This is a genomic window from Azospirillum terrae (genome assembly GCF_053470425.1).
The window spans coordinates 93,127-115,628 of sequence record NZ_JBPXMR010000004.1 but is presented as its reverse complement, the minus strand read 5'-3'; the positions used below and the strand labels follow the sequence as shown (position 1 = coordinate 115,628).

Annotated in this window: 23 protein-coding genes; 16 read left to right on the top strand and 7 right to left on the bottom strand. The window is 68.6% G+C overall.

All coding sequences use genetic code 11. The features are described 5' to 3' along the window. Position 1: 1 nt before the first annotated feature. The 3 genes from ACSVDD_RS12905 to ACSVDD_RS12895 form a co-directional block, all read right to left on the bottom strand. Positions 2-808, bottom strand: coding sequence for a CbbQ/NirQ/NorQ/GpvN family protein (locus ACSVDD_RS12905; protein WP_448189768.1), 807 nt, complete (start codon positions 806-808; stop codon positions 2-4). Positions 809-959: 151 nt separating this feature from the next. After that, positions 960-2,306 (bottom strand): cbb3-type cytochrome c oxidase subunit I, encoded by a 1,347-nt coding sequence (locus ACSVDD_RS12900; protein WP_448189767.1) that lies wholly within the window; start codon positions 2,304-2,306, stop codon positions 960-962. 12 nt (positions 2,307-2,318) lie between these two features. Next, entirely contained in the window at positions 2,319-2,771 is a 453-nt protein-coding gene (locus ACSVDD_RS12895; RefSeq protein WP_448189766.1) for a c-type cytochrome, read from the bottom strand. A gap of 406 nt (positions 2,772-3,177) precedes the next feature. On the opposite strand from ACSVDD_RS12895, the gene ACSVDD_RS12890 reads away from it, so the two are divergent. The 10 genes from ACSVDD_RS12890 (at position 3,178) to ahbB (ACSVDD_RS12845) (ending at position 11,233) form a co-directional block, all read left to right on the top strand. Next, positions 3,178-4,818, top strand: a complete 1,641-nt coding sequence (locus tag ACSVDD_RS12890) for a cytochrome D1 domain-containing protein (protein WP_448189765.1) — start codon at positions 3,178-3,180, stop codon at positions 4,816-4,818. Positions 4,819-4,940: 122 nt separating this feature from the next. Beyond that, the gene (locus ACSVDD_RS12885; RefSeq protein WP_448189764.1) at positions 4,941-6,608 is read left to right on the top strand and encodes a NapC/NirT family cytochrome c; all 1,668 of its coding nucleotides are present in this window, start codon (positions 4,941-4,943) and stop codon (positions 6,606-6,608) included. Between the two features lie 76 nt (positions 6,609-6,684). Further along, complete coding sequence (locus ACSVDD_RS12880; RefSeq protein WP_448189763.1) at positions 6,685-6,993, top strand: cupredoxin domain-containing protein; 309 nt, start codon at positions 6,685-6,687, stop codon at positions 6,991-6,993. Between the two features lie 110 nt (positions 6,994-7,103). Beyond that, positions 7,104-7,886, top strand: coding sequence for a uroporphyrinogen-III C-methyltransferase (gene cobA / locus ACSVDD_RS12875; RefSeq protein ID WP_448189762.1), 783 nt, complete (start codon positions 7,104-7,106; stop codon positions 7,884-7,886). Beyond that, the gene (locus tag ACSVDD_RS12870) at positions 7,879-8,190 is read left to right on the top strand and encodes a c-type cytochrome (RefSeq protein WP_448189761.1); all 312 of its coding nucleotides are present in this window, start codon (positions 7,879-7,881) and stop codon (positions 8,188-8,190) included. The genes cobA and ACSVDD_RS12870 overlap by 8 nt, the downstream gene beginning before the upstream one ends. After that, positions 8,187-9,368 (top strand): cytochrome D1 domain-containing protein, encoded by a 1,182-nt coding sequence (locus ACSVDD_RS12865; protein ID WP_448189760.1) that lies wholly within the window; start codon positions 8,187-8,189, stop codon positions 9,366-9,368. The genes ACSVDD_RS12870 and ACSVDD_RS12865 overlap by 4 nt, the downstream gene beginning before the upstream one ends. A gap of 5 nt (positions 9,369-9,373) precedes the next feature. Further along, on the top strand, positions 9,374-9,820 hold the full coding sequence (locus ACSVDD_RS12860) for an AsnC family transcriptional regulator (protein ID WP_448189759.1): 447 nt from the start codon (positions 9,374-9,376) through the stop codon (positions 9,818-9,820). Next, entirely contained in the window at positions 9,811-10,296 is a 486-nt protein-coding gene (gene ahbB, locus ACSVDD_RS12855; protein ID WP_448189758.1) for a siroheme decarboxylase subunit beta, read from the top strand. The genes ACSVDD_RS12860 and ahbB (ACSVDD_RS12855) overlap by 10 nt, the downstream gene beginning before the upstream one ends. Then, positions 10,296-10,745: an Lrp/AsnC family transcriptional regulator gene (locus tag ACSVDD_RS12850; RefSeq protein ID WP_448189757.1), complete on the top strand. Its 450-nt coding sequence runs from the start codon at positions 10,296-10,298 to the stop codon at positions 10,743-10,745. The genes ahbB (ACSVDD_RS12855) and ACSVDD_RS12850 overlap by 1 nt, the downstream gene beginning before the upstream one ends. Continuing rightward, on the top strand, positions 10,742-11,233 hold the full coding sequence (gene ahbB / locus ACSVDD_RS12845; RefSeq protein ID WP_448189756.1) for a siroheme decarboxylase subunit beta: 492 nt from the start codon (positions 10,742-10,744) through the stop codon (positions 11,231-11,233). The genes ACSVDD_RS12850 and ahbB (ACSVDD_RS12845) overlap by 4 nt, the downstream gene beginning before the upstream one ends. 4 nt (positions 11,234-11,237) lie before the next feature. Here ahbB (ACSVDD_RS12845) and ACSVDD_RS12840 read toward each other — a convergent pair whose 3' ends face one another. Further along, a complete protein-coding gene (locus tag ACSVDD_RS12840; RefSeq protein WP_448189755.1) occupies positions 11,238-11,855 on the bottom strand; it encodes a malonic semialdehyde reductase in 618 nt (205 codons plus the stop codon). A gap of 189 nt (positions 11,856-12,044) precedes the next feature. Between ACSVDD_RS12840 and nirJ the strand changes: the two genes are divergently transcribed. The 4 genes from nirJ to ACSVDD_RS12820 are packed head-to-tail and all read left to right on the top strand — an operon-like array spanning position 12,045 to position 15,701. Next, entirely contained in the window at positions 12,045-13,223 is a 1,179-nt protein-coding gene (gene nirJ, locus ACSVDD_RS12835) for a heme d1 biosynthesis radical SAM protein NirJ (protein ID WP_448189754.1), read from the top strand. Beyond that, positions 13,216-14,772 carry a cytochrome D1 domain-containing protein gene (locus ACSVDD_RS12830; RefSeq protein ID WP_448189753.1) on the top strand — a complete coding sequence of 519 codons (1,557 nt, stop codon included), beginning with the start codon at positions 13,216-13,218 and terminating at the stop codon, positions 14,770-14,772. The genes nirJ and ACSVDD_RS12830 overlap by 8 nt, the downstream gene beginning before the upstream one ends. Positions 14,773-14,817: 45 nt before the next feature. Next, on the top strand, positions 14,818-15,387 hold the full coding sequence (locus ACSVDD_RS12825; RefSeq protein WP_448189752.1) for a cytochrome c oxidase subunit 3 family protein: 570 nt from the start codon (positions 14,818-14,820) through the stop codon (positions 15,385-15,387). 11 nt (positions 15,388-15,398) lie between these two features. Beyond that, complete coding sequence (locus ACSVDD_RS12820; protein WP_448189751.1) at positions 15,399-15,701, top strand: cytochrome C oxidase subunit IV family protein; 303 nt, start codon at positions 15,399-15,401, stop codon at positions 15,699-15,701. Here ACSVDD_RS12820 and ACSVDD_RS12815 read toward each other — a convergent pair. After that, complete coding sequence (locus ACSVDD_RS12815; RefSeq protein ID WP_448189750.1) at positions 15,698-17,863, bottom strand: AMP-binding protein; 2,166 nt, start codon at positions 17,861-17,863, stop codon at positions 15,698-15,700. The genes ACSVDD_RS12820 and ACSVDD_RS12815 overlap by 4 nt on opposite strands. Positions 17,864-17,962: 99 nt before the next feature. Further along, positions 17,963-18,175, bottom strand: coding sequence for a DUF1150 family protein (locus ACSVDD_RS12810; RefSeq protein ID WP_448189749.1), 213 nt, complete (start codon positions 18,173-18,175; stop codon positions 17,963-17,965). Positions 18,176-18,553: 378 nt separating this feature from the next. Here ACSVDD_RS12810 and ACSVDD_RS12805 point away from each other — a divergent pair, with 378 nt between their 5' ends. Continuing rightward, the gene (locus tag ACSVDD_RS12805; protein WP_448189748.1) at positions 18,554-19,318 is read left to right on the top strand and encodes a DUF4384 domain-containing protein; all 765 of its coding nucleotides are present in this window, start codon (positions 18,554-18,556) and stop codon (positions 19,316-19,318) included. A 144-nt stretch (positions 19,319-19,462) separates the two neighbouring features. Then, positions 19,463-22,123: an SUMF1/EgtB/PvdO family nonheme iron enzyme gene (locus tag ACSVDD_RS12800; RefSeq protein ID WP_448189747.1), complete on the top strand. Its 2,661-nt coding sequence runs from the start codon at positions 19,463-19,465 to the stop codon at positions 22,121-22,123. A 19-nt stretch (positions 22,124-22,142) separates the two neighbouring features. Here the strand turns inward: ACSVDD_RS12800 and ACSVDD_RS12795 are convergent, their stop codons facing one another. Further along, a complete protein-coding gene (locus ACSVDD_RS12795) occupies positions 22,143-22,460 on the bottom strand; it encodes a hypothetical protein (protein ID WP_448189746.1) in 318 nt (105 codons plus the stop codon). Positions 22,461-22,502 lie beyond the last annotated feature (42 nt).

Sequence of the window (22,502 nt, the reverse complement as noted above, 5' to 3'; positions counted from 1 at the left end):
CTCAGCCCAGAGTGATCTGCGCGACGCGCAGCAGCGCCTGACGGACGTCGGTGTCGTCGGTCAGCGGCTCCAGCATGGCGGCGCGGATGGCGCGGTCCGGCTTGATGCCGGAGCGAATCAGCGTGGCGCAGTAGACCAGCAGGCGAGTCGAGACGCCCTCTTCCAGATCCTGGCCCTTGAGGTCGCGCAGCGCGTTGGCGAGGCGGACCAGCGGGGCGACGTTGGCGGCGGGCAGGCCGCTTTCCTTGGCGACCACGTCGATTTCCAGCTCGGCCGGCGGGAAGTCGAACTCCATCGCCATGAAGCGCTGGCGCGTCGAGGGCTTCAGCGCCTTCAGCACGTTCTGGTAGCCGGGGTTGTAGGAGACGACCAGCATGAAATTGTCCGGCGCCACCAGCGTCTCGCCGGTGCGGTCGATGGGCAGGATGCGGCGGTCGTCGGTCAGCGGGTGCAGCACGACGGTGACGTCCTTGCGCGCCTCGATCACCTCGTCCAGGTAGCAGATGGCGCCCTCGCGCACCGCGCGGGTCAGCGGGCCGTCCACCCACACCGTGTCGCCGCCCTTGATCAGGTAGCGCCCGGTCAGGTCGGCGGCGGTCAGGTCGTCGTGGCAGGAAACCGTGTACAGCGGCCGGCCGAGCTTGGCCGCCATGTGTGCGACGAAGCGGGTCTTGCCGCAGCCGGTCGGGCCCTTCAGCAGCATGGGGAGCTGGTGGCGGTAAGCGTGCTCGAACAGCTCGCACTCGTCGCCGATGGGCTGGTAGTACGGGGCGGCGCTGTCGGCCTGGACGGCCGTGGTGACGGGCATCGGAAATCTCCGGGAATCAAGGTGCTGGGACATACTTGACCAGCGTGGTCCAGTACCCCTTGACCATCGTCAAGCGGGGTGGCCGGAAACGGAAAAACCCCGCCGGTTCGCACCGGCGGGGTTTCCTGACGAGAGACCGGTTTGGACCCGGTTATTCGGCGGGCTGAAGGCTGCTGACGCGAGCCGACTTGGACGACGACACCGGGCCGAGGACCGAGTAGACGAACAGCGCCACACCCAGCAGGACCGCGACACCGGCGCCGAGGCGCATCCAGTAGAACAGGCCGAGCTGGTCCTGCACTTCCATGTAGCCCATGCCGAGCACGCGCTGCAGGTGCACCTGGACAACACCGGCGACGGTCAGGGCGAAGGTCATGAAGGCGACGCCGGCGCTGATCAGCCAGAAGCTCCACATGTTGAGCACCTGGTGGTACGGCTCACGCTGGCGCAGGTGCGGCATGGCGTAGGAGATGATCGCGAGGTTGATCATCACGTAGGCGCCGTAGAAAGCCAGATGGCCGTGCGCCGCGGTGACCTGGGTGCCGTGCGAGTAGTAGTTGATCGGGGCGAGCGTGTGGAGGAAGCCCCACAGGCCGGCGCCGAAGAACGCGAACACCGAGCAGCCCAGCGACCACAGCATGGCGGCCTTGTTCGGGTGGTTGCGGCCACCCTTGTAGACCATCATGAAGGCGAAGACGACGATGGCGAAGAACGGCGCCACTTCCAGCGTCGAGAAGACCGAGCCGATCCACTGCCAGTAACCCGGCGTGCCGATCCAGTAGTAGTGGTGGCCGGTGCCCAGGATGCCCGAGAACAGCGCCAGACCGACGATGGCGTACAGCCACTTCTCGACGACCTCGCGGTCCACGCCCGTCATCTTGATCATGAGGAAGGCGAGGATCGAGGCCATCACCAGTTCCCACACACCCTCGACCCACAGGTGGACTACGAACCACCAGTACATCTTGTCGAGACCGAGGTTCGACGGGTTGTAGAACGAGAACAGGAAGAAGATGGCGATGCCCCACAGTCCCATGAGCAGGATGTTGGTGATGACCGTCTTGCGGCCCTTCAACACCGTCATGGTGACGTTGTAGAGGTACATCAGCGCCACGACCACGATGGCGGCCTTGATCCACAGCGGCTGCTCGAGGAACTCGCGGCCCTCGTGGATGCGGAAGACGTAACCGACCACCGCGGCCAGCGCGCCGAACATGAACAGGCCGAACTGGATGTAGGCCAGCGTCGGGCTGTGGATGTCACGCTCGGACTCTTCCGGGATGAGGTAGTAGCCGGCGCCGAAGAAGCCCATCAGCAGCCACACGATCAAGGCGTTCGTGTGGATCATGCGCAGGATGTTGAAGGGAAGCAGCTCCGACAGCAGGTTCGGCATAACGTACACCGCGCCCGCCAGGATGCCGACCAGAACCTGTACGACGAAGAGCAGCAAAGCTCCGGCGAAGTATGGCAGGGCGACTTTTTGCGTTGCGTATTTCATGCTCACACCTCCTTAGCCGGAAATCTTGGGCGGCCAGTTCTGGGTATTCATGGAATTCGTCCACTTCAGGAACGCGACGAGATCGTCCAGCTCCTTCTCGGACAAGTTGAATTGCGGCATCTGCCGGCGACCCTCGACGCGCGAGGGCTGAGCCGCCATCCAGCCCTTCAGCGCGCTGGCCGCACCTTCCGGGTCCTTGTCGCCGCCGTAGCGGACCCACACGTTGCCCAGCTCCGGCGCGAAATAGGCGCCCTCACCGAGGATCGAGTGGCAGTTGATGCACGAATGCTTCTCCCAGACATGCTTGCCGCGCGCGACGCTGTCGGTCAGGGTGGCAACATCCGTGCCCTTGGTCAGAATATAACCGTGGCTCATCGCGACGAGCGAGATGAACACCACGAAGAAGAAGAGCGAGCCGCCGAAGAAGATGTTCCGCGCTGCCGCCTTTGTAAAACGCTCCGTCATCGCGTGGATCCTTGTTGCAAGGTATGCATGCGAGATCCCCTCCTGCCCTGGTGTACGGAGGGGCTCACAGTTCCGAATGGCGGCTGCCGCGACTGCGGGCACCATCGCCAGGGTGTTCCCATAATCACCATCTGAGACACCGCATCCTTGACTGCGGTCAAGCCGATGGACGCAGCCGGCGCCGTAGGCTCCGACGGCATGACCGGGCCGATCACGGGCGCCGGGGTGTTCGGAGCGCGGCAGACGCTTGCAAAACAGCGGTGGGAATCCTGCGCCTTCGGCGCCCCTGTTGTTCGGCCGCGCCGCAATAACAAAGCGGCTCGCTAGGTTGACCGAAGTCAAGATTCAGGTGCTTGGCCGGCCGTATAAGCGGATCTGTAATGGCCACATATCCAGGAGAATAAGTATGCGGTGGACCAGTCGGGCCTTTTGGGCCGCGTCAGTGGCGCTTCCGGCGCTGCTCGCGCTGTCGCCGGTTTCCGCTTCGGCTCAGTCGGCGGACCCGTCGCTGTCGAAGGACGTGAAGGACGCGAGCGCCAAGATCTACTTCGAGCGCTGCGCCGGATGTCACGGCGTGCTGCGCAAGGGCGCCACCGGCAAGAACCTCGAGCCGGAAGCGACCAAGAAGCTCGGTCAGCAGCGTCTGGAGAAGATCCTGACCCTGGGCACCGAAGGCGGCATGCCGAACTTCGACGACATCCTGAGCAAGGATGAGATCAAGAGCATGGCCACCTACATCCAGATGGCTCCCGACGCCCCGCCGGAGTGGGGCATGAAGGAGATGAAGGATTCCTGGAAGGTGGTCATCGCGCCGGACAAGCGTCCGACGAAGAAGATGAACAGCGTCAACCTGGACAACGTGTTCTCGGTGACGCTGCGCGACACCGGCGAGGTCGCCCTCATCGACGGCGACACGCACAAGATCTGGAACATCGTCAAGACCGGCTACGCGGTGCACATTTCGCGCATCTCGGCGTCCGGCCGCTACGTCTACGTGATCGGCCGCGACGGCAAGCTCGACATGATCGACTTGTGGATGGAGAAGCCGGAGGTCGTCGCGACGATCAAGACCGCCCTCGACGCCCGCTCCGTCGAAACGTCGAAGTTCAAGGGCTTCGAGGACAAGTACGCGATCGCCGGCGGTTACTGGCCGCCGCAGTACGTCATCATGGACGGCCTGACGCTGGAGCCGCTGAAGATCGTCTCGACCCGCGGCAACACCGTCGACGGCACCTACCACCCCGAGCCGCGCGTCGCCTCCATCGTGGCGTCGCCGATCAAGCCGGAGTTCGTGGTCAACGTGAAGGAGACGGGCATGATCAAGCTCGTCGACTACACCGACATCAAGAACCTCAAGGAAACCACCATCGAGTCGGCCAAGTTCCTGCATGACGGTGGCTGGGACGCGTCCAAGCGCTACTTCCTGGTCGCCGCCAACGCGTCGGACAAGGTCGCGGTCGTGGACACCAAGGAAGGCAAGCTCGCCGCCCTGGTGGACACCAAGCCGAAGCCGCATCCGGGCCGTGGCGCCAACTTCGTTCACCCGAAGTTCGGTCCGGTCTGGGCGACTTCGCACCTGGGCTCCGACGTGATCACCCTGATCGGCACCGATCCGGAGAAGCACAAGGAGAACGCCTGGAAGGTCGTCGCCGAACTGAAGAACCACGGCGCCGGCTCGCTGTTCGTCAAGACGCACCCGAAGTCGAAGAACCTCTGGGCCGATGCCCCGCTGCACCCGGAGCGTGATCTGGCCGAGTCGGTGTCGGTGTACGACATCGCCAACCTCGACAAGGGGCCTGAGGTCATCAACATCGCCAAGCTGGCCGACCTGCCGGAGACCAAGGCGACCAAGCGCGTCGTCCACGCCGAGTACAACGCCAAGGGCGACGAGGTGTGGTTCTCGATCTGGGCCGGCAAGACCGACCCGTCGGCGATCGTCGTCATGGACGACAAGACCCGCAAGCTGAAGACCGTGATCAAGGATCCGAAGCTGATCACGCCGACCGGCAAGTTCAACGTGCTGAACACCCAGCACGACATCTATTGAGCTTGACTGCGGTCAATACCTACCCGGCTTCGGCCGGGTAGGCTTCCTACCGGACAATGGGGGCGGGCAATTGGGCAACCTTGCCCGCCCTTTCTTTCGAATAAATGCGAATGGGTGGTAACATGGCGTTGGGCACACTCTGGGCCCGTCTCGGCCGTCTGAGGATCTTCGGGGCGACGATGGTCGGTGCCGCGGTGATCTTCGTCTCGGGCATCGTCTTCTGGGGCGGCTTCAACACCGCCATGGAGGCGACCAACCAATTGGACTTCTGCGTCTCGTGCCACGAGATGAAGGACAACGTCTACGCCGAGTACAAGAAGACCATCCATTTCCAGAACCGCACCGGCGTGCGCGCCACCTGTCCGGACTGCCACGTGCCCAAGGATTGGGTGCACAAGATCATGCGCAAGATCCAGGCCTCGAACGAGGTGTACCACTGGCTGCTCGGCAGCGTGGACACGCCCGAGAAGTTCGACGCCAAGCGCCTGGAGCTGGCCAAGCACGAGTGGGCGCGCTTCAAGGCGAACGACTCGCTGGAATGCCGCAACTGCCACTCCTTCGAGGGCATGGCCGCCGACAAGCAGAAGCAGCGCGCCAAGAAGCAGCACGAGATGGCCAGGGCCGATGGCATGACCTGCATCGACTGCCACAAGGGCATCGCGCACAAGCCGGTCCACCAGCTGCTTGAGGACGAAGAGAAGGTCGCCGACGCCGGCAAGGCCAAGCCGGTGCAGGCCGCCGCGGCCGTCGCGCCCGCCGCTGCTCCGGCCCCCGCCCCGGCCCCCGCTCCGGCTCCGGCGCCCGTGGCCGTCGCTCCGGCTGCTGCCCCGGCTCCGGCTGCTGCCCCGGCCGCGCCGGCTTCCGGTGGGGCTTCGGCGTCGGCCGACATCCCGGCCATCGACTGGAGCAAGGTCGCCGAGAAGAAGGTGACGCTGTTCTTCCCCGGCCAGACCTCGTTCGAGTGGATCCAGAACGGCCCCGACCACGGCGGTGCGCGCGCCTTCAAGAAGGGCGAGCAGTGCTCCGGCTGCCACGAGGGCGAGCAGGCGGACATGGGCGCCAAGATGGTGGCCGGCAAGAAGGCGGAGACCACGCCGATCCCCGGCAAGCCCGGCTCGATCCCGCTGACCGTGCAGGCGGCGCACGACGGCACCAACCTGATGCTGCGCTTCCAGTGGCCGGCCAGCCCGCACACCCCGGCGCCGTTCGTCGAGGGCGGCAAGATGGATCCGGAGAACTCCGTCAAGCTCGCCATGATGATCGACCAGGGCACGGTGCAGGACGCCGACCGCTCGGGCTGCTGGAGCACCTGCCACCACGACGCCCGCAGCATGCCCGACGCCCCGGCCGGTGCCGGCTTCACCAAGTACCTGCCGCAGACCCGCACGGCGATCTCGATCAAGGACAGCCCGCGCGGCGGTGGCGACAAGCTGAAGTCGCCGGAGGAGCTGAAGGCACTGCTCGACCAGGGCGTGTTCCTCGACCTGCTGCGCTGGAAGTCGGGCAGCAACACGGTAGAAGACGGCTACGTCTCGTCGGAGCGCGTGATGACCGGCGGCCAGGGCGCCAGCGGCCAGGGCGTGCTGAAGGACGGCATCTGGACGGTGACGATCGTGCGCAAGCTGACGTCCGACAAGCCGGGCGACATCAGCATCGAGCCGGGCAAGACCTACACCATCGGCTTCGCCATCCACGACGACCACACCAACGCCCGCTTCCACCACGTCTCGGTGGACTACAAGCTGGCGCTCGACAACGCCGAAGCCGGCATCAACGCGGTCAAGCAGTAGGCTGCACGGATCAGGCTGGTTACACTGGGGGGCGATGCTAGGCATCGCCCCCTTTTCCTTTTGTAAGGATGGTTCCATGCGACGAATCACCCTGTCCGCCCTGCTGCTCGCGGTCTCGCTCCCCGCCGGTGCGGCGGAGGTCACCGTGCGCATCGACAAGAACGCCTACGAGCCCGCGCAGGTGACGGTGAAGCCCGGCGACACCGTGGTCTGGATCAACGCCGAGAAGCGCACCAGTCACGACGTCATCTTCGAAGACGGCGAGCGCTCCGTGCGGCTGATGCCGGAGGACACGCACGCCCGCACCTTCGCCAAGCCCGGCCGTTACCCCTATCACTGCGACCCGCACCCGCACATGAAGGGCGAGGTGGTGGTCGAGCCCTGACGCGGGCGCCGCCTCGACTTGACAACGGTCAAGCACCGTTTTGCCGATTTGATGGAGCATACCGGCCATAGGGGAGGCCATGCCTCCATGCACCAGCGAGCGGGAAAGCCATGACCGGCGGGCGTGTGTATCTGGTGGGTGCGGGGCCGGGCGACCCGGACCTTTTGACCGTCAAGGCGCACCGGTTGATCCGGGCGGCCGAGGTGGTGGTCTACGACCGGCTGGTCAGCCCCGGCATCGTCGCGCTGATCCCGCCGCGCGCCGAGCGGGTCTTCGTCGGCAAGGCGCCGCGCAACCACGCCGTGCCGCAGCACGAGATCAACGCGATCCTGGTAAACCTCGCCCTGGCCGGCCGCACGGTGGTGCGGTTGAAGGGCGGCGACCCCTACGTGTTCGGGCGCGGCAGCGAGGAAGCCCTGGCGCTGGCCGAGCACGCCATTCCCTTCGAGATCATCCCCGGCGTGACCGCCGCCACCGGCTGCGGCGCCTACGCTGGCATTCCGCTGACGCACCGCGGGTTGGCGACCGGCGTGCGCTTCGTCACCGGGCACGGCAAGGACGACCAGAATCTGGAGCACGACTGGGCCGGCATGGCCGACCCCAACACCACGCTGGTGTTGTACATGGGGCTGATGAACCTCGACGAAATCCGCGCCAAGCTGATCGGCGCCGGCATGGACCCGGCCATCCCCGCGGCGGTGGTTGCCGCCGGCACCACCGAGCGGCAGATCGTCTGCACCGGCACGCTGGCCGACCTGCCCGAGCGCGTGGCCGGCGCCGACTTGCCGGCGCCGTGCCTGATCATCATCGGCCGTGTCGTGTCGCTGGCCCCGCAGCTCGCCTGGTTCGAGGCGGTGGCGGAGCCCGCGCGGCGGGAGGCCGTCCATGCGTAGCGCGTTCGTGCTGGCGATGCTGGTTGCGGCGCCGGCCTGGGCTGGCGAGCCTTCGCCGGCCCGCCAGCAGGAGTTGGATTACATGCTGCGCCAGGACTGCGGGTCCTGCCACGGGATGAGTTTCAAGGGTGGGCTGGGCTCGCCGCTGTTGCCCGAGCATCTGGCGGGCAAATCCGAGGACGCGCTGGCCGACGTCGTGCTGGACGGCATTCCCGGCACGCCGATGCCGCCGTGGCGCAGCCTTTTGACCGAAGCCGAAGCCCGTTGGATGGTCGCGCGCCTGCGCCGGGGACTGGAGCAATGATGCACAAGCTGATGCTGACCGGCGTCCTCGCCGCCTCGCTGATCGCCGCGCCCGCGCTCGCCGCCGAGCCGCGCGGAACCAACGACATGGGCATCGTCGTCGAGCGCGCCATCGGCAAGGTGCTGGTGGTCGAGACCACCGGCCGCACCGTTCTGGGCGAGGTGGCCGGCCTGGGCGACCTCAGCCACGCCGCCGCGGTGTTCTCGCGCGACGGGCGCTACGCCTACGTCTTCGGCCGCGACGGCGGGCTGTCCAAGGTGGATATCCTGACCAACACGCTGGTCAAGCGCGTCATGCAGGCGGGCAACTCCATCGGCGGGTCTATCTCGCAGGACGGCACGCTGATCGCCGTGCAGAATTATGAGCCCGGCGGCGTGAAGATCTTCGACGCCGACACGCTGGACCAGATCGCCGACATCCCCGCGACCTACGGCGAGGGCGGGGCGCGTTCCAAGGTGGTCGGGCTGGCCGACGCGCCGGGCAAGCGCTTCGTGTGGACGCTGTACGACGCCGGGGAGATCTGGGTGGCGGACCTCGCCGACCCGAAGAACCCGCAGGTCCGCAAGTTCAAGAACGTCGGCACCCAGCCCTACGACGCCCTGATCACCCCGGATGGACGCCACTACATCGCCGGGCTGTTCGGCGAGGATGGGCTGGCCCTGCTCGATCTGTGGAACCTCGACACGGGCGTGCGGCGCATCCTCAATGGCTACGGCAAGGGCGATCCGGCGCTGCCGGTCTTCAAGATGCCGCACCTGCGCGGCTGGGGCTTCGCCGACGGCAAGATGTTCCTGCCGGCCATCGGCCGGCACGAGGTGCTGGTGGTCGATTCCCGGACCTGGACCGAAGTCGGCCGCATCCCGGTGAAGGGCCAGCCGGTGTTCGTCATGCCGCGCCCCGATGGGCGACAGGTGTGGGTGAACTTCGCGCTGCCCGACAACGGCTTCATGCAGGTGATCGACGTGCCGAGCCTGAGCGTCCAGAAGACGCTGGAGCCCGGCCCCGGTGTCCTGCACTTCGAGTTCACGCCGCGCGGCGAGACGGTGTGGGTGTCCGTGCGCGACCAGGACCGCGTGCGCGTGTACGACACCGCCACCCTGGACGAGGTGTCGCAGTTCAAGGCCGACAAGCCGAGCGGTATCCTGTTCACCGCGCGGGCCAATAAGATTGGGCTGTGATCGTCATGGATGACCTCGACCGCCGCCTGCTCGACGAGTTTCAGCGCGGCTTTCCGCTGGACCCGCGTCCCTACGCCGCCATGGCCGACCGCTTGGGCTGCTCCGAGGGCGAGGTGCTGGAGCGCCTGAAACGCCTGAAGGCGCAGGGAGCGGTGGCGCGGGTCGGGGCGACCTTCCGGCCGCACCGCGTCGGCTCCTCGACGCTGGCCGCCATGGCCGTGCCGGTCGAGCGTCTGGAGGCGGTGGCCGCCCTGGTGGACGGCTTCGAGGAGGTCAACCACAACTACGAACGCGCCCACCGGCTGAACCTGTGGTTCGTCGTCACCGCACCGACCCGCGAGCGGGTGGCCGGCGTGATGGCCGCCATCGAACAGGCCACCGGCCTGGAGGTGCAGGAGTTCCCGCTGGTGCGCGCCCACCGCCTCGATTTGGGATTCCCGCTATGGAACTGATCGCCCGCGAGCGTCTGCTGGGTTGGCTGCGCCGCGGCCTGCCGCTGGTCGAGCGGCCGTACCTCGCCATCGCCGAGGACATCGGCGTGTCCGAGGACGCGGTGATCACCGAAATCGCCCGGCTGACCGAGACCGGCGCGGTGTCGCGCTTCGGCGTGATCGTCGATCATCAGGCGCTGGGCTACACCGCCAACGCCATGGTGGTCTGGGACATTCCCGACGACGCGGTGGATTCGGCCGGCGAGATGCTGGCCGGCTGCCGCGGGGTGTCGCTGTGCTACCAGCGGCCCCGGCGTGGCGTGGAGTGGCCGTACAACCTGTTCACCATGATCCACGGCCGCGACCCGGACGAAGTGGCGCGTTGCGTCGCGGATCTCGCGGCGACGTGCGGGCTGGGCGGTGTGCGGCACGAGCTGCTGTTCACTGTGCGGCGCTTCAAGCAGACGGCGCCGTGCTACGGCGCGCGGAGGGCGTGATGGAGTTGGATGCGACCGACCGCGCGCTCTTGAACCGCTTGCAGGACGGCGTGCCGCTGGTGGATCGCCCCTTTGCCGCGGTGGGCGAGGAACTGGGCCTGTCGGAAGACGACGTGCTGGCCCGCGTGCAGGCGATGGTGGCGGCCGGCGTGCTCAGCCGCTTCGGCCCGATGTTCCATGCCGAGCGCCTGGGCGGCGGATTGACGCTGGCGGCCATGCAGGTGCCGGTGGGGGACTTCGACCGCGTCGCCGCGGCGGTCAACGCCTTTCCCGAGGTAGCGCACAACTACGCCCGCGAGCACGCGCTGAACATGTGGTTCGTCATCGCCACCGAGGCGCCGGAACGCGTCGCGGAGGTCTGCGCCGCCATCGAGGAGCGCACCGGCTTGGCCGTCTTCCCGTTCCCCAAGCTCGCCGAGTATTACCTGAACCTGAGGTTCAAGGCATGAGTGAAGCCCCGCTGCTCGACGAGATCGACCGCCGGATCATGCTGGCGACGCAGGAGGGGCTTCCCGTCGTGGCGCGCCCCTTCGCCGCCGTGGCTGAGACGGTCGGCATCCCGGTGGAGGAGGTGATCGCCCGCTTCCGGTTCATGCAGGAGCAGGGCATCGTCCGCCGCATCGCCGCGGTGCCCAACCATTACAAGCTCGGCTACACCGCCAACGGCATGACCGTGTGGGAGGTGCCGCTGGACGTCATCGACGAGGCCGGGCAGCGGCTGGCCGCGCTGGAGTACGTAAGCCACTGCTACCGCCGCCCGGCCAAGCCGCCGGAGTGGCCGTACACCCTGTTCGCCATGGTCCACGCCACCGACCGCGCCCAGGTCGAGGCGCGGATGGCGGAGATGGCCGCATTGCTCGGCCCCCTGGTGCGCAGCCACACGGTGCTCTACTCGACGAAGATCCTCAAGAAGACCGGGCTGCGCATCCGGGGGTAACGCCTCACGCCAGCGTCACCACCTCTTCGAAGTCCAGGCGCGGGCTGCGCGGGAACAGCTTGGAGGCGTCGCCGTAGCCGAGGTTGACCAGGAAGTTCGCCTTGATCGCCGTGCCGGCGAAGAACTCGGCCTCGACCTTGGCGGCGTCGAAGCCCGACATCGGGCCGACGTCCAGGCCGACCGCACGGGCGGCCAACATCAGGTAGGCACCCTGGAGCGAGCTGTTGCGGAACGCCGATTCCTGGATCATGGCGTCGTTGCCGGCGAACCAGGGGCGCGCGTCCACGTGCGGGAACACCCGCGGCAGCGTGTCCACGAACGCCAGGTCGTAGCCGATGATGGCGGTGACCGGGGCGGCCATGGTCTTGTCCAGATTTCCGGCGGCCAGCGCCGGCTTCAGGCGCTCCTTGCCTTCCGCGCTGCGGACGAAGACGACGCGCATGGGCTGGGTGTTGACCGCGGTCGGCCCCATGCGGGCGAGGTCGTAGACCTGCCGAAGCACATTGTCGGAAACCGGACGGTCGAGCCAGCCGTTGTGGGTCCGCGCCTCAAGGAAGAGCCGATCCAGCGCCTGCTGATTCGAGGCGTCCGAAGGCTGGAGGGATACGGTGTCGAGCGGCATGGGAAACTCCAAATATCGTGTTCGCTTAGAGGTAATGGAGTTGCTGCGCGGGACAAAGAGCCTTTGGCAGAACATGTTGTTGTGAAAAAGGCAACGAACGCGCTCGTCCCCGTCCACCTGACTTCGGTCAAGTAACCCCTGCCGATCCCGCCGTATCAATGGGATGAACGGCAGGGAGAGCTCCGTCCGATGTTCCGCTTGAGCCAGTACATGCGCGCCCTTGTTACACCGGCTGGGGTGGCGCCGGCCGAGGCGCCGCGCCGCGCGGCGGCTCCGCACCCGTCGTCCGGTCCGCTGGGGCCGGTCGTCATCTGGAATCTGGTGCGGCGCTGCAACCTGTCGTGCCTGCACTGCTATTCCTTCTCGGCCGACCACGACTTCCCCGGCGAGCTGAACACGGCCGATGTTTTCCGTGTGCTGGACGACCTCAAGGCATTCCGCGTGCCGGTGCTGATCCTGTCCGGCGGCGAGCCGCTGATGCGGCCGGACATCTTCGACATCTCCGCCCGCGCCAAGGAACTCGGCTTCTACGTCGGTCTGTCGTCCAACGGCACGCTGATCGACGAAACCCGCATCGCGGCCATCGCGGCGGCCAACTACGACTACGTCGGCATCAGCCTGGACGGGCTGGAGGAGACGCACGACTACTTTCGCCGCCGCAAGGGGGCGTTCCAGTCCTCGCTGCACGGCATTCGGCTGTGCCGGCAAGCCGGCATCAAGGTCGGCATCCGCCTGACCCTGACCGAGCAGACCGCGCAGGACATGCCGGCACTCCTCGACCTGATGCTGGCCGAGGACATCGAGAAGTTCTACCTGTCGCACCTCAACTACGCCGGCCGCGGCAACACCAACCGCGAGCGCGACGCGCTGCACGCGACCACGCGGCAGGCCATGGACTATCTGATCGAGACGGCGTACGCCGACGCCCAGGCCGGCCGCCACCGCGAGATCGTCACCGGGAACAACGACGCGGACGGCGTTTACATGCTGCATTGGGTACGCAAGCACCTGCCCGAGAAGGCCGCGGCGTTCGAAAAGATCCTGCGCCGCTGGGGCGGCAATTCCTCGGGCGTCAACATCGCCAACATCGACACGCAGGGCGACGTTCACCCCGACACGATGTGGAGCGACCACACCCTCGGCAACGTCCGCAAGCGTGCGTTCGGCGACATCTGGACCGATCTGTCCGATCCGCTGCTGGCGGCGCTGAAGCAGCATCCCCGCCCGGTGACCGGGCGCTGCGCGTCGTGTGCGTACCTCGGCATCTGCAACGGCAACACGCGGGTGCGCGCCTTCCAGACCACCGATGACCCCTGGGCCGAAGACCCCGGCTGCTACCTGACCGGCGAGGAGATCGCCCATGCTTAAGCCCCTGCTGACCGCTGCCCTGCTGGCGCTGCTGCCCGGAACCGCGCTGGCCCTCGACGGCGCGGCGGCCACCTACGCCGAGCACTGCGCGGCCTGCCACGGCGGCGACCGCCTGGGCGCCATCGGCCCGGCGCTGCTGCCCGACAATCTCGGCCGCATGAAGCCGGCCGAGGCCGCCAAGGTCATTGCGCAAGGCCGCGCCGCCACCCAGATGCCGGCCTTCGCCGACAAGCTGAACGAGCAGCAGGTGAAGGACCTCGCCACCTTCATCTTCAAGGCGCCGGACGCCGACCCGAAGTGGGGCGAGGCCGACATCAAGGGCTCGCACATCGTCCTCAAGACCCGCGCCGAGCTGCCGGACAAGCCGGTGTTCCAGGCCGATCCGCTGAACCTGTTCACGGTGGTGGAGGCCGGCGACCACCACGTCACCATCCTCGACGGCGACAAGTTCGAGCCGCTGGCCCGATTCCAGAGCCGCTTTGCGCTGCACGGCGGCGTGAAGTACTCCCCCGATGGCCGCTTCGCCTATTTCGCCTCGCGCGACGGCTGGATCTCGGTCTACGACCTCTACAGCCTGCAAACCGTGGCCGAGGTGCGCGCCGGCATCAACACCCGCAACATCGCGGTGTCGGCGGACGGGCGCTTCGTGGCGGTCGGCAACACGCTGCCGCGCACGCTGGTGATGCTCGACGCGCGCGACCTCAGCCTCGTCAAGATCATCCCGGTCGCCAACAAGAAGGGCGAGACCTCGCGCGTCAGCGCCGTCTATTCCGCCCCGCCGCGCCAGAGCTTTGTCGTCGCCCTGAAGGACATCCCGGAGATCTGGGAGATCGCCACCAACGACGACGCGCCCCCCGTCTACACCGGCCTGGTCCACACCTACGAAAAGGGCCTGGACGAGGGCGTGCCGGAGTCCGCCGGCCGCTTCGCGCTGCGCCGGACCGAGATGACCGAGCCGCTGGACGACTTCTTCTTCAGCGCCGACTACAGCGGCGTGATCGGCGCCTCGCGCGACGGGTCGCAGGGCAAGGTCATCAACCTCGACGCGCGGCGCAAGGAGGCGCAACTCGATCTGCCGGGCATGCCGCATCTGGGCTCCGGCATTTCGTGGATGCGCGACGGACGGCGGGTGATGGCGACGCAGCACCTCAAGGGCTCGACCATCAGCGTCATCGACATGCAGGACTGGAAAACGGTCAAGCAGATCGAGTCGCTCGGCCCCGGCTTCTTCCTGCGCAGCCACGAGAACAGCGACTACGCCTGGGCCGACGCCATGCTGGGGCCGAAGAAGGACACCATGGCGATCCTCGACAAGCGCACGCTGGAGATCGTCCGCACCATCACGCCGGAGCCGGGCAAGACCGCCGCCCACGTGGAGTTCACCCGCGACGGCCGCTACGCGCTGGTCAGCGTATGGGAGGACGACGGGGCGCTGGTGATCTACGACGCGAAGACCTTCGAAGAGGTCAAACGTTTGCGCATGCGCAAACCGGTCGGAAAATACAACGTGTACAACAAGATCACCCTGTCGGAGGGAACGAGCCATTAACCCCTTTCTCCAGGGGGAGAGGGAATTTTGCAAGAGGCGAGAGGCATGACCGACACCACTCTGACCCCCCACCCTCAACAAGAGTTCTCCGGCCTGCCGGGGAACCTGATGATGTGGATTCTGATCCTCAGCGAACTGGTGGTGTTCGGTGCCGCCCTCATCGGCTTCGCGGTCGCCCGCGCGCTCGATCCGGCGACCTTCGACCTGGGACAGGCGCACCTCGACCGGATGCTCGGCGGGCTCAACACGTTGGTGCTGGTGACCAGCGGCTACATCGCCGCACGCGGCGTCGAGGCCGGGCGCAAAGGCAATCCCGGCCGCGCCAGCCGCCTGTTCATGACCGCCTCGGCGGTCGGCTGCATCTTCCTGGTCATCAAGCTGACCGAGTACAGCGCGACGATCAGCGCCGGCTACACCATCGACAGCGACAATTTCTTCAGCATGTACTTCATGCTGACCGGCTTCCACGCGCTGCACGTGGTGTTCGGCATTGGCCTGCTGCTGGTGGTCGCCCGCTGGAACAGCCAGGAGAACCTGGAGACCGGTGCCGCCTTCTGGCACATGGTCGACCTGATCTGGGTGATCCTCTACCCCATCGTCTACCTGATCCGTTGAGGGAAAACCCCATGGCCATCAATCGGCTGACCATCGCCTGGGGCGTGCTGCTCGGGCTGTCCGTCACCGCGCTGTTCGTCGGCAACGCCGGGGCGGGGCACGCGCACGAGACGCTGGGCGTCCTGGGTGCGGCGGGCGTGCTGGCGACCTCGGTGCTCAAGGGCTACCAGATCCTCATGCACTATCTGGAACTCAAGCACGCCGGGCGCGGCTGGCAGGTCATCCTGATGAGCTACCTGCTGATGGTCGCCGCCCTGGTGCTGCTGGCCTACGCGGCGCAGGACCTGGGGTGGCTGGCGACGCTGCGCCATTAAGCCCCGGCCTTGCGCGCGTCCGTTTCCCGCAACGCGTTCTCCGCCATGCGCCGGACCGCCGGGTAGTCGGCCTTGCCGGAGCCCAGCGTCGGGATCTCCTCCACCCACAGCACGGTCTTCGGCACCGTCAGCTCCGGGATGCCGCGGGAGCGGGCGAAGGCGAGGAATTCTTCGCGGTGCGCGCCGGCGCGGGTGGTCAGCAGGATGATGCGCTCGCCTTTGCGGGTGTCCGGCAGGGCGATGGCGGCGTGCGTGTCGTCGGGCCAGAGCCGCGCGGCGTGCGCCTCGACGCCGGTCAGCGACACCATCTCGCCGGCCAGCTTGGCGAAGCGCTTGATGCGCCCGACGATGCGCGCATAGCCCTCGGAATCGATCGCGACGATGTCGCCGGTGTCGTGCCAGCCCTGAAGCGGCGGGATCAGTTCCGCCGGGCGGTCGGTCAGGTAGTAGCCGAGCATGACGTTCGGCCCGCGCACCACCAGTTGCCCGCCCTCTGAGACGCCCGGCACCGGCTCCAGCCGGTGTTCGATGCCCGGCAGCAGGCGCCCGACCGTGCCGGGGCGCAGGTGCGTCGGCGTGTTGACGGCCAGCACCGGGGCCGCCTCGGTGGCGCCGTAGCCTTCCAGGATGCGCACGCCGAAACGTTCCAGATAGAGGCGCCGGGTGCCGTCGCGCACCGGCTCGGCCCCCGCCACGGCGTAGCGCAGCGACGACAGCTCGCCGTCCGGCGCGGCACGGGCGTAGCCGGTGAGGAAGGTGTCGGTGGCGAACAGCAGTGTCGCCTTCAGATCGGCCACCAGTTCCGCCACCGCGCGGTAGTGCAGCGGGCTCGGGTAGAAGCAGGTCGGCACGCCGGTCAGCACCGGCAGCAGCAGCCCGGCGGTGAGGCCGAAGCTGTGGAACACCGGCAGCGGGTTGACCACCCGGTCGCTCGGCCACAGCTCCACCACCGCGGCGATCTGCGCCACGTTGGCGAGAAAGTTGGCGTGGCTCAGCACCACCCCCTTGGGCACGCCCTCGGAGCCGGAGGTGAACAGCACCGCCGCGGCGGCATCGGCGCGCGACGTCCTCCCGCGCATGAGGAAGGGCACACGCGACACCGCCAAGCCCCACAGCTTGTCGAGCGGCCGCACCGCCTTGCGCACGTCCTCCAGATAGACCAGCCGCGTGTGCGCGGCCAGCGCCTCGGAGATGCGCTCCAGGCGGCCCAGCGCGATGAAGCGGCGCGAGGTCAGCACGGTGCGGACCTTGGCGGTGGCGCACGCCGACACCAGCGCGTCCGGCCCCATGCTGTAGTTCAGCATGGCCGGCACCCGCCCGAACGCCTGAAGCCCGAACAGCGTCACCGCCACCGCGTTGGCGTTGGGCAGCAGCACGCCGACCACCTCGCCCGGTGCGGTGATGCGGGTCAGCGCGCGGCCCAGCGCCACGCTCGCCAGCACCAGCCGGCCGTAGGTGAGCGGCTGGCGCTCGGCGTCCTCCAGGATCGCCAGATCGTGGCCGAAGCGCGTGCGGGCGTCGAGCAGCGCGTCGAAGAGGCTGCGGTCGCGGTCGTAGGCGTGCAGCGACGCCTCCGCCATCGCGTCGTACAGCGCGCCGGCCAGCGCCATGCGCCGCGCCCGTCCATGCAGGTCGGGATCGACCGTCAGGCGGCGCGCCGGCCGCACGGTCAGCACGATCTTCGGGAACCACCGCCCGGCCGGCCGGTGCCCGCCGATGGCGAAGGGCGTGAACGCCGCACCGTCGATCCGCACCGGCAGCACCGGCGCGTCGGCCCGGTCGGCGACCAGCGCCGGGACGCCGTAGACCGCCGGCAACTCCTCGCCACGGTCGGCGGAGCCCTGCGGGAAGATCACGCATCGCCGTCCGCCCCGCACCGCCCACACCAGGGCGCGCAAGGCGCCGGGGCCGAGCCACACGGTGCCGAACGCGCCGAGCAAGCTCCGCAGCCAGCCCGGCCCGGCGCGGTGCGGCTCCACGGCCAGCACGGCGTCGCCGGGCAGGAAGGCGGCGATCAGCAGCGCGTCCAGGCGCGACTGCGGGTTGGCGACGATCACGGCGCGGCCCCGGACGGCGCGCGCGTGGTCCAGGCCGCGCACCTCCACCCGGTAGGCAAGCCGGAACACGACGCGCAGGAGCGCTCTCAGGATACCGGGCGCCATGGCCGTCACGTGGTCGTCAGGGACGTTTGGGAAACAGGCGCTGCGCGCCAAACTCTCGGGCGGGGATTCTAGCGGAGGTTTGTTACAGCTCCATGCGCGTCAATGGGCGCTCATCGGCTCCATGTCGTTCAAGCGCAGGGCCGCGAACGCGGTGTCGCGGTCGGGGAAACGGCCCAAGAAGCTGCCGTCGGCGGCGTGCACGGTCACCGATTTGCTGCCCCGGCGCTTGACGCGCTTCACATAGGCGCGGTCCAGGATGCCGAAATCGGCGAAATCGTCGGCCGTCGGAAGCGGCTGATGTGCGGCGAGCATGATGACCTCCTCCTGCCGATCCGTGCGGCAAACGATAGGTGTCGCTCCATCCAATGTAGGAGCGCGGGGTGGGTGCCGCTGTGATGTGGATCACGAAAACCACCCATTTATTTCGGCGCAACCCGAAAGAAAAGGGCCGGCGGTACCCCCGCCGGCCCAGTGGCCCAGGATGGATGGCCCAGGATGGAAGGGTGAGCGCTCAGCGCGTTAGGACGCCCACCGGCATCGGCCAGTCTGTTCCCCGCACGCCGGCCGCGCTGTGAGCCAGCTCACAGTTTTCGCCACAAGGGGTGGCGCGGTCCGCCATCTACCATTCGAGACATGGACTCGATCCCCCGCGGTTCCGATGGTTAGGAAACACCGCGTTCGGAGGCCGCCATGCGAAGACACGCCCGCGCCGCCCTTCTCGCCCTCTGCATCTCTGCCGCGCTGACGCCCGGCGCACCCGCCTTCGCCGCGGATGCGGTGGTGGTCGCCGCCACCGCCTCTGGCTACACGCCCGGCCAGCGCGTCCCCGATGGCGCCAGCGTGCGCCTGCCGGACGGGGGCAGCGTGCAGGTCCTGTTCGCCAACGGCCGCACCCTGACGCTGAAGGGGCCGTACGATGGCCCGCTCGACCGCCAGCCGGCCCAGGCCGGCAACAGCCGCATGACCGACATGCTCGGCCGCCCGTCGCTGATGCAGGACGAGCTGGGTGCCTCGCGGGCGGTGGCGTCCGGGGGAGCGGAGCCGCTCGACCTCGTGCTCTCCACCGACCGCGGCCCTTATCCGACCTACCAGCCGGGCGACCCCGTGCGCCTGGTTGTGCAGACCAACCGCGACGCGCACCTCGCCTGCATGTTGCGCGACGGGCGCGGCGCCACCACGCTGCTGTTCCCCACGGCGGAATCCGGCGGCTCGCGCGTTGCCGGCCACGCGCCGCTGGTGCTGCCGGGCGAGCGCATGCCGATGCCGTTGCAGGCTTCCGCCGACCAGGAGGTGCGCTGCGTCGCCGGTGACCGCGACCTGACCGACGCGCTGCCCCGGACCTCCGGGCTGGTGCCGTTGACGCCTGCCGAAACCGAAGGGCTGGAACGCGCGTTGACGGTGGGGGCGGGGCGGATGGTGACGGGGCAGGTGATCCTGCGGGTCGATCCGCGCTGACCAACTGTTCCGGGGTAGGGAACGCATTGGCGCTACCCCGGTTGGAGGCATCAGGAAATTCAAGGCGGTAGTCCGGCTGCCGCCTTGCCCGAGGGGAGGGCAGGACGACAATTCGGTACCCCGTTGCGTGGAGTGACCGGCCGCATGCGCACCGCGCGCTTTCTCTGGATCTTCCTCCTGGCGCTGCTCTCGGCTGGCGCCGCGCTGGCGGCCGAAGGCGGGCCGCGCATCGCGCTGGTCATCGGCATCGGCACCTACACCCAGGCCCCCGAGCTGCCCAACGCCCGCAACGACGCCAAGGCCTTCGCCGAGGCGTTGCGCAAGCTGGGCTTCACCGTGGAGGAGCGCAACGACCTGCCCAACCGCGGGCTGGCCGAGGCGTTGCGCGACTTCGGCATCCGCGCGCAGAAGGCCGATGTGGCGCTGCTCTACTTCGCCGGGCACGGCATGCAGGTGGGCGGCACCAATTACCTGATCCCCGCCGACGCCCGGCTGGAGCGCGAGCGCGATCTCGTCTACGAGGCTTTGCCGCTCAACCTGCCGCTGGGCGAGGTGTCGCAGGCGCGCAAGCTCGGCATCCTGATCATCGACGCCTGCCGCAACAATCCCTTCGTCGAGCGGCTGGCGCGCTCCACCCCCGGCCGCACCGACGCGCACGCCGGATTCGCCCGCATCGACGACACGCCGAGCGACACGCTGGTGGCGCTGGCGACCCGCGCCGACGCGGTGGCCGAGGACGGCGCCGAGGACCACAGCCCCTACACCGCGGCCCTCCTCAAGAACCTTGAGGTGCCGGGCCTGGAGCTGAGCCTGTTCTTCCGCCGCGTGCGCGACAGCGTCATGCAGGCGACGCAAGGGCGGCAGGAGCCGTACATCTACGGCTCGCTGGGCGCGACGCCATTCTACTTCAACCCGCTGCCGGAGAACCGGCCGCCGGTGCTGGGTGCCCTCAAGCCGCTGGAGGTGTTCGACCGCGGCGGGGCGGAGCCGCTGCGCATCAGCCGCCCCACCGACCCCGACAACGACCAGCTGTTCGCCCAGGTCACCGGCCTGCCGCGCGGCGGTTCGGTGCGCATCGGCGACCGCGTCGTGCTGATCGGCGACTATCTGACGGTGGACCAGCTGGCGGCGACGACGTTCAAGCCCGACGCCTCGCATCTGGGCGACGCGGGCAGCTTCGATTTCGCGGTGATGGACGGGCGCGGCGGTGTGGCGCGTGGCAGTCTCAAGGTGACGGTCAAGCCCAGCAACCGGCCACCGGTCGCCGCGGCGGAACGCACGGTGCGCGCGGCGATCACCGCGTTGCGCATGGAGATGCCGGTCGATCCCGACGGCGACCCGCTGACCTTCATCGTCTCCAGCCTGCCCGAGCATGGCGCGGTGAAGGACGGCGCCAACCCGGTGAAGCTCGGCGACCGCCTCGGGCCGGAGCAGCTCACCGGCCTGACCTTCGACCCGGAGCGCAGCAGCCCCGGCCGCGCCGGTGTGTTCAGCGTGCTGGTCGAGGACGGCCGCGGCGGCCGCGCCACCGAGAGCGTCGTGCTGGAGGTGGAAGAAGCCGGCGCCGCGCCGCCCGCCGCCGATCTGGAGGAGGCGCTGTGGCGCCGCGTGCGCGACAGCCGCTCCGCCGCCGAGGTCGAGGGGTTCCTGCGGCTGTTCGACGGCGGCGCCTATGCCGCGCTGGCGCGCGAGAAGCTGGCCGCGCTGACGGCGCAGGGCGAAGGCGCTGCCGTCGCCAGCCTTGCCGGGGCGAGCGGGGGAACGGCCACACGGGCCAGCGGCGCCGCCGCGCCGCCGCCGCAGCACACGCCGGCCGAACTGAAGGTCGAAACCTCGGCGGAGGGGATGTACGTCGCCATCGCCGATTCCAGCCTGCGCGCCGGGCCGGACAACCGCTCCGACGTGGTCGGCAGCGTCGGCCGCGGCGCGCATGTGCGCGTCGTCGGCCGCGTGCAGGATGCCGACTGGTACCGCGTCGCCATGGAGGACGGGGCGCAGGGCTTCCTGTCCGGCCCGTCGCTGCGTCCGGCCGGTCAGGAGGACCGTCAGCGCATCGCGCTCGCCGCCCCGCCGGCCGCGCCGCGGCAGGATCCGCCCAACGCCTTCCAGGACTGCCCGGAGTGCCCGAAGATGGTGCGCGTGTCCGGCGGCTCGTTCACCATGGGCTCGGACAAGGGCGATGCCGTCCAGCGGCCGGCGCATCGCGTGACGGTCAAGCCGTTCGCGCTCGGCACCTACGAGGTGACCACCGCCGAGTGGCGCGCCTGCGTCGAGGCCGGCGGCTGTTCCGAGATGCCCCGCATGACCAACGCCGCCGACGACACCCCCGTGCACAACGTGCACTGGGCGGACGCCCAGGCCTATGTGGCGTGGCTCAGCCGCAAGACCGGGCAGCGCTACCGCCTGCCTTCGGAGGCGGAGTGGGAGTACGCGGCGCGCGGCGGTGCGACCGGGCCGTACTGGTGGGGCGAGGCCGGCGGGGTGGCCAACGCCAACTGCCGCGACTGCGGCGGCTCCTTCGACCGGCTGCGGCCGGCGGCGGTGGGCAGCTTCAAGCCGAACGCGTTCGGGTTGCACGACATGAGCGGCGGCGTGGCGGAATGGGTGGCCGACTGCTGGAACCCCAGCTACAAGGGCGCCCCGGCGGACGGCAGCGCCTGGACCGCCGGGGACTGCAAGAAGCGCGTGCTGCGCGGCGGGTCCTGGCGCGACGAGCTGGACGCCATCACCGTCACCGCGCGCCTGGGCTACGATTTCGACGTGCGGTACGTGGCGGACGGGTTCCGCGTGGCGCGCGAGCCCTGAGCGCTCAATCCCTGGGCGCTCAATCGTCGATATCCACGTCCACGTTTCCGGTGCGCACGCGGACGCGCCCGGTGCGGGTGTCCACCACCACGTCGTCACCGGCAGCGCCGATGGACGGCATGCCGGGACAGACGACTTTGCCGTCGCGGGTGTCGCACAGCCGCTGCGTCGGCGAATGGGTGCAGGTGGTGCGGTTGTTGACGGTCTGGCAGGCCAGCGTGCCGGGGCCCTGGGCGCACACCGTCTGCCCGTTCACCGTCTGGCAGGCGAGGTTCTCGGCGGCGGCCGGGCCGGCGAGCAGGGGAAGGGCGAGCAGGGCGAGGGGAAGGTAACGCATGGTTCGCGGTCTCCGTGCCGACAAGGGGCTCCAACGTGCGAC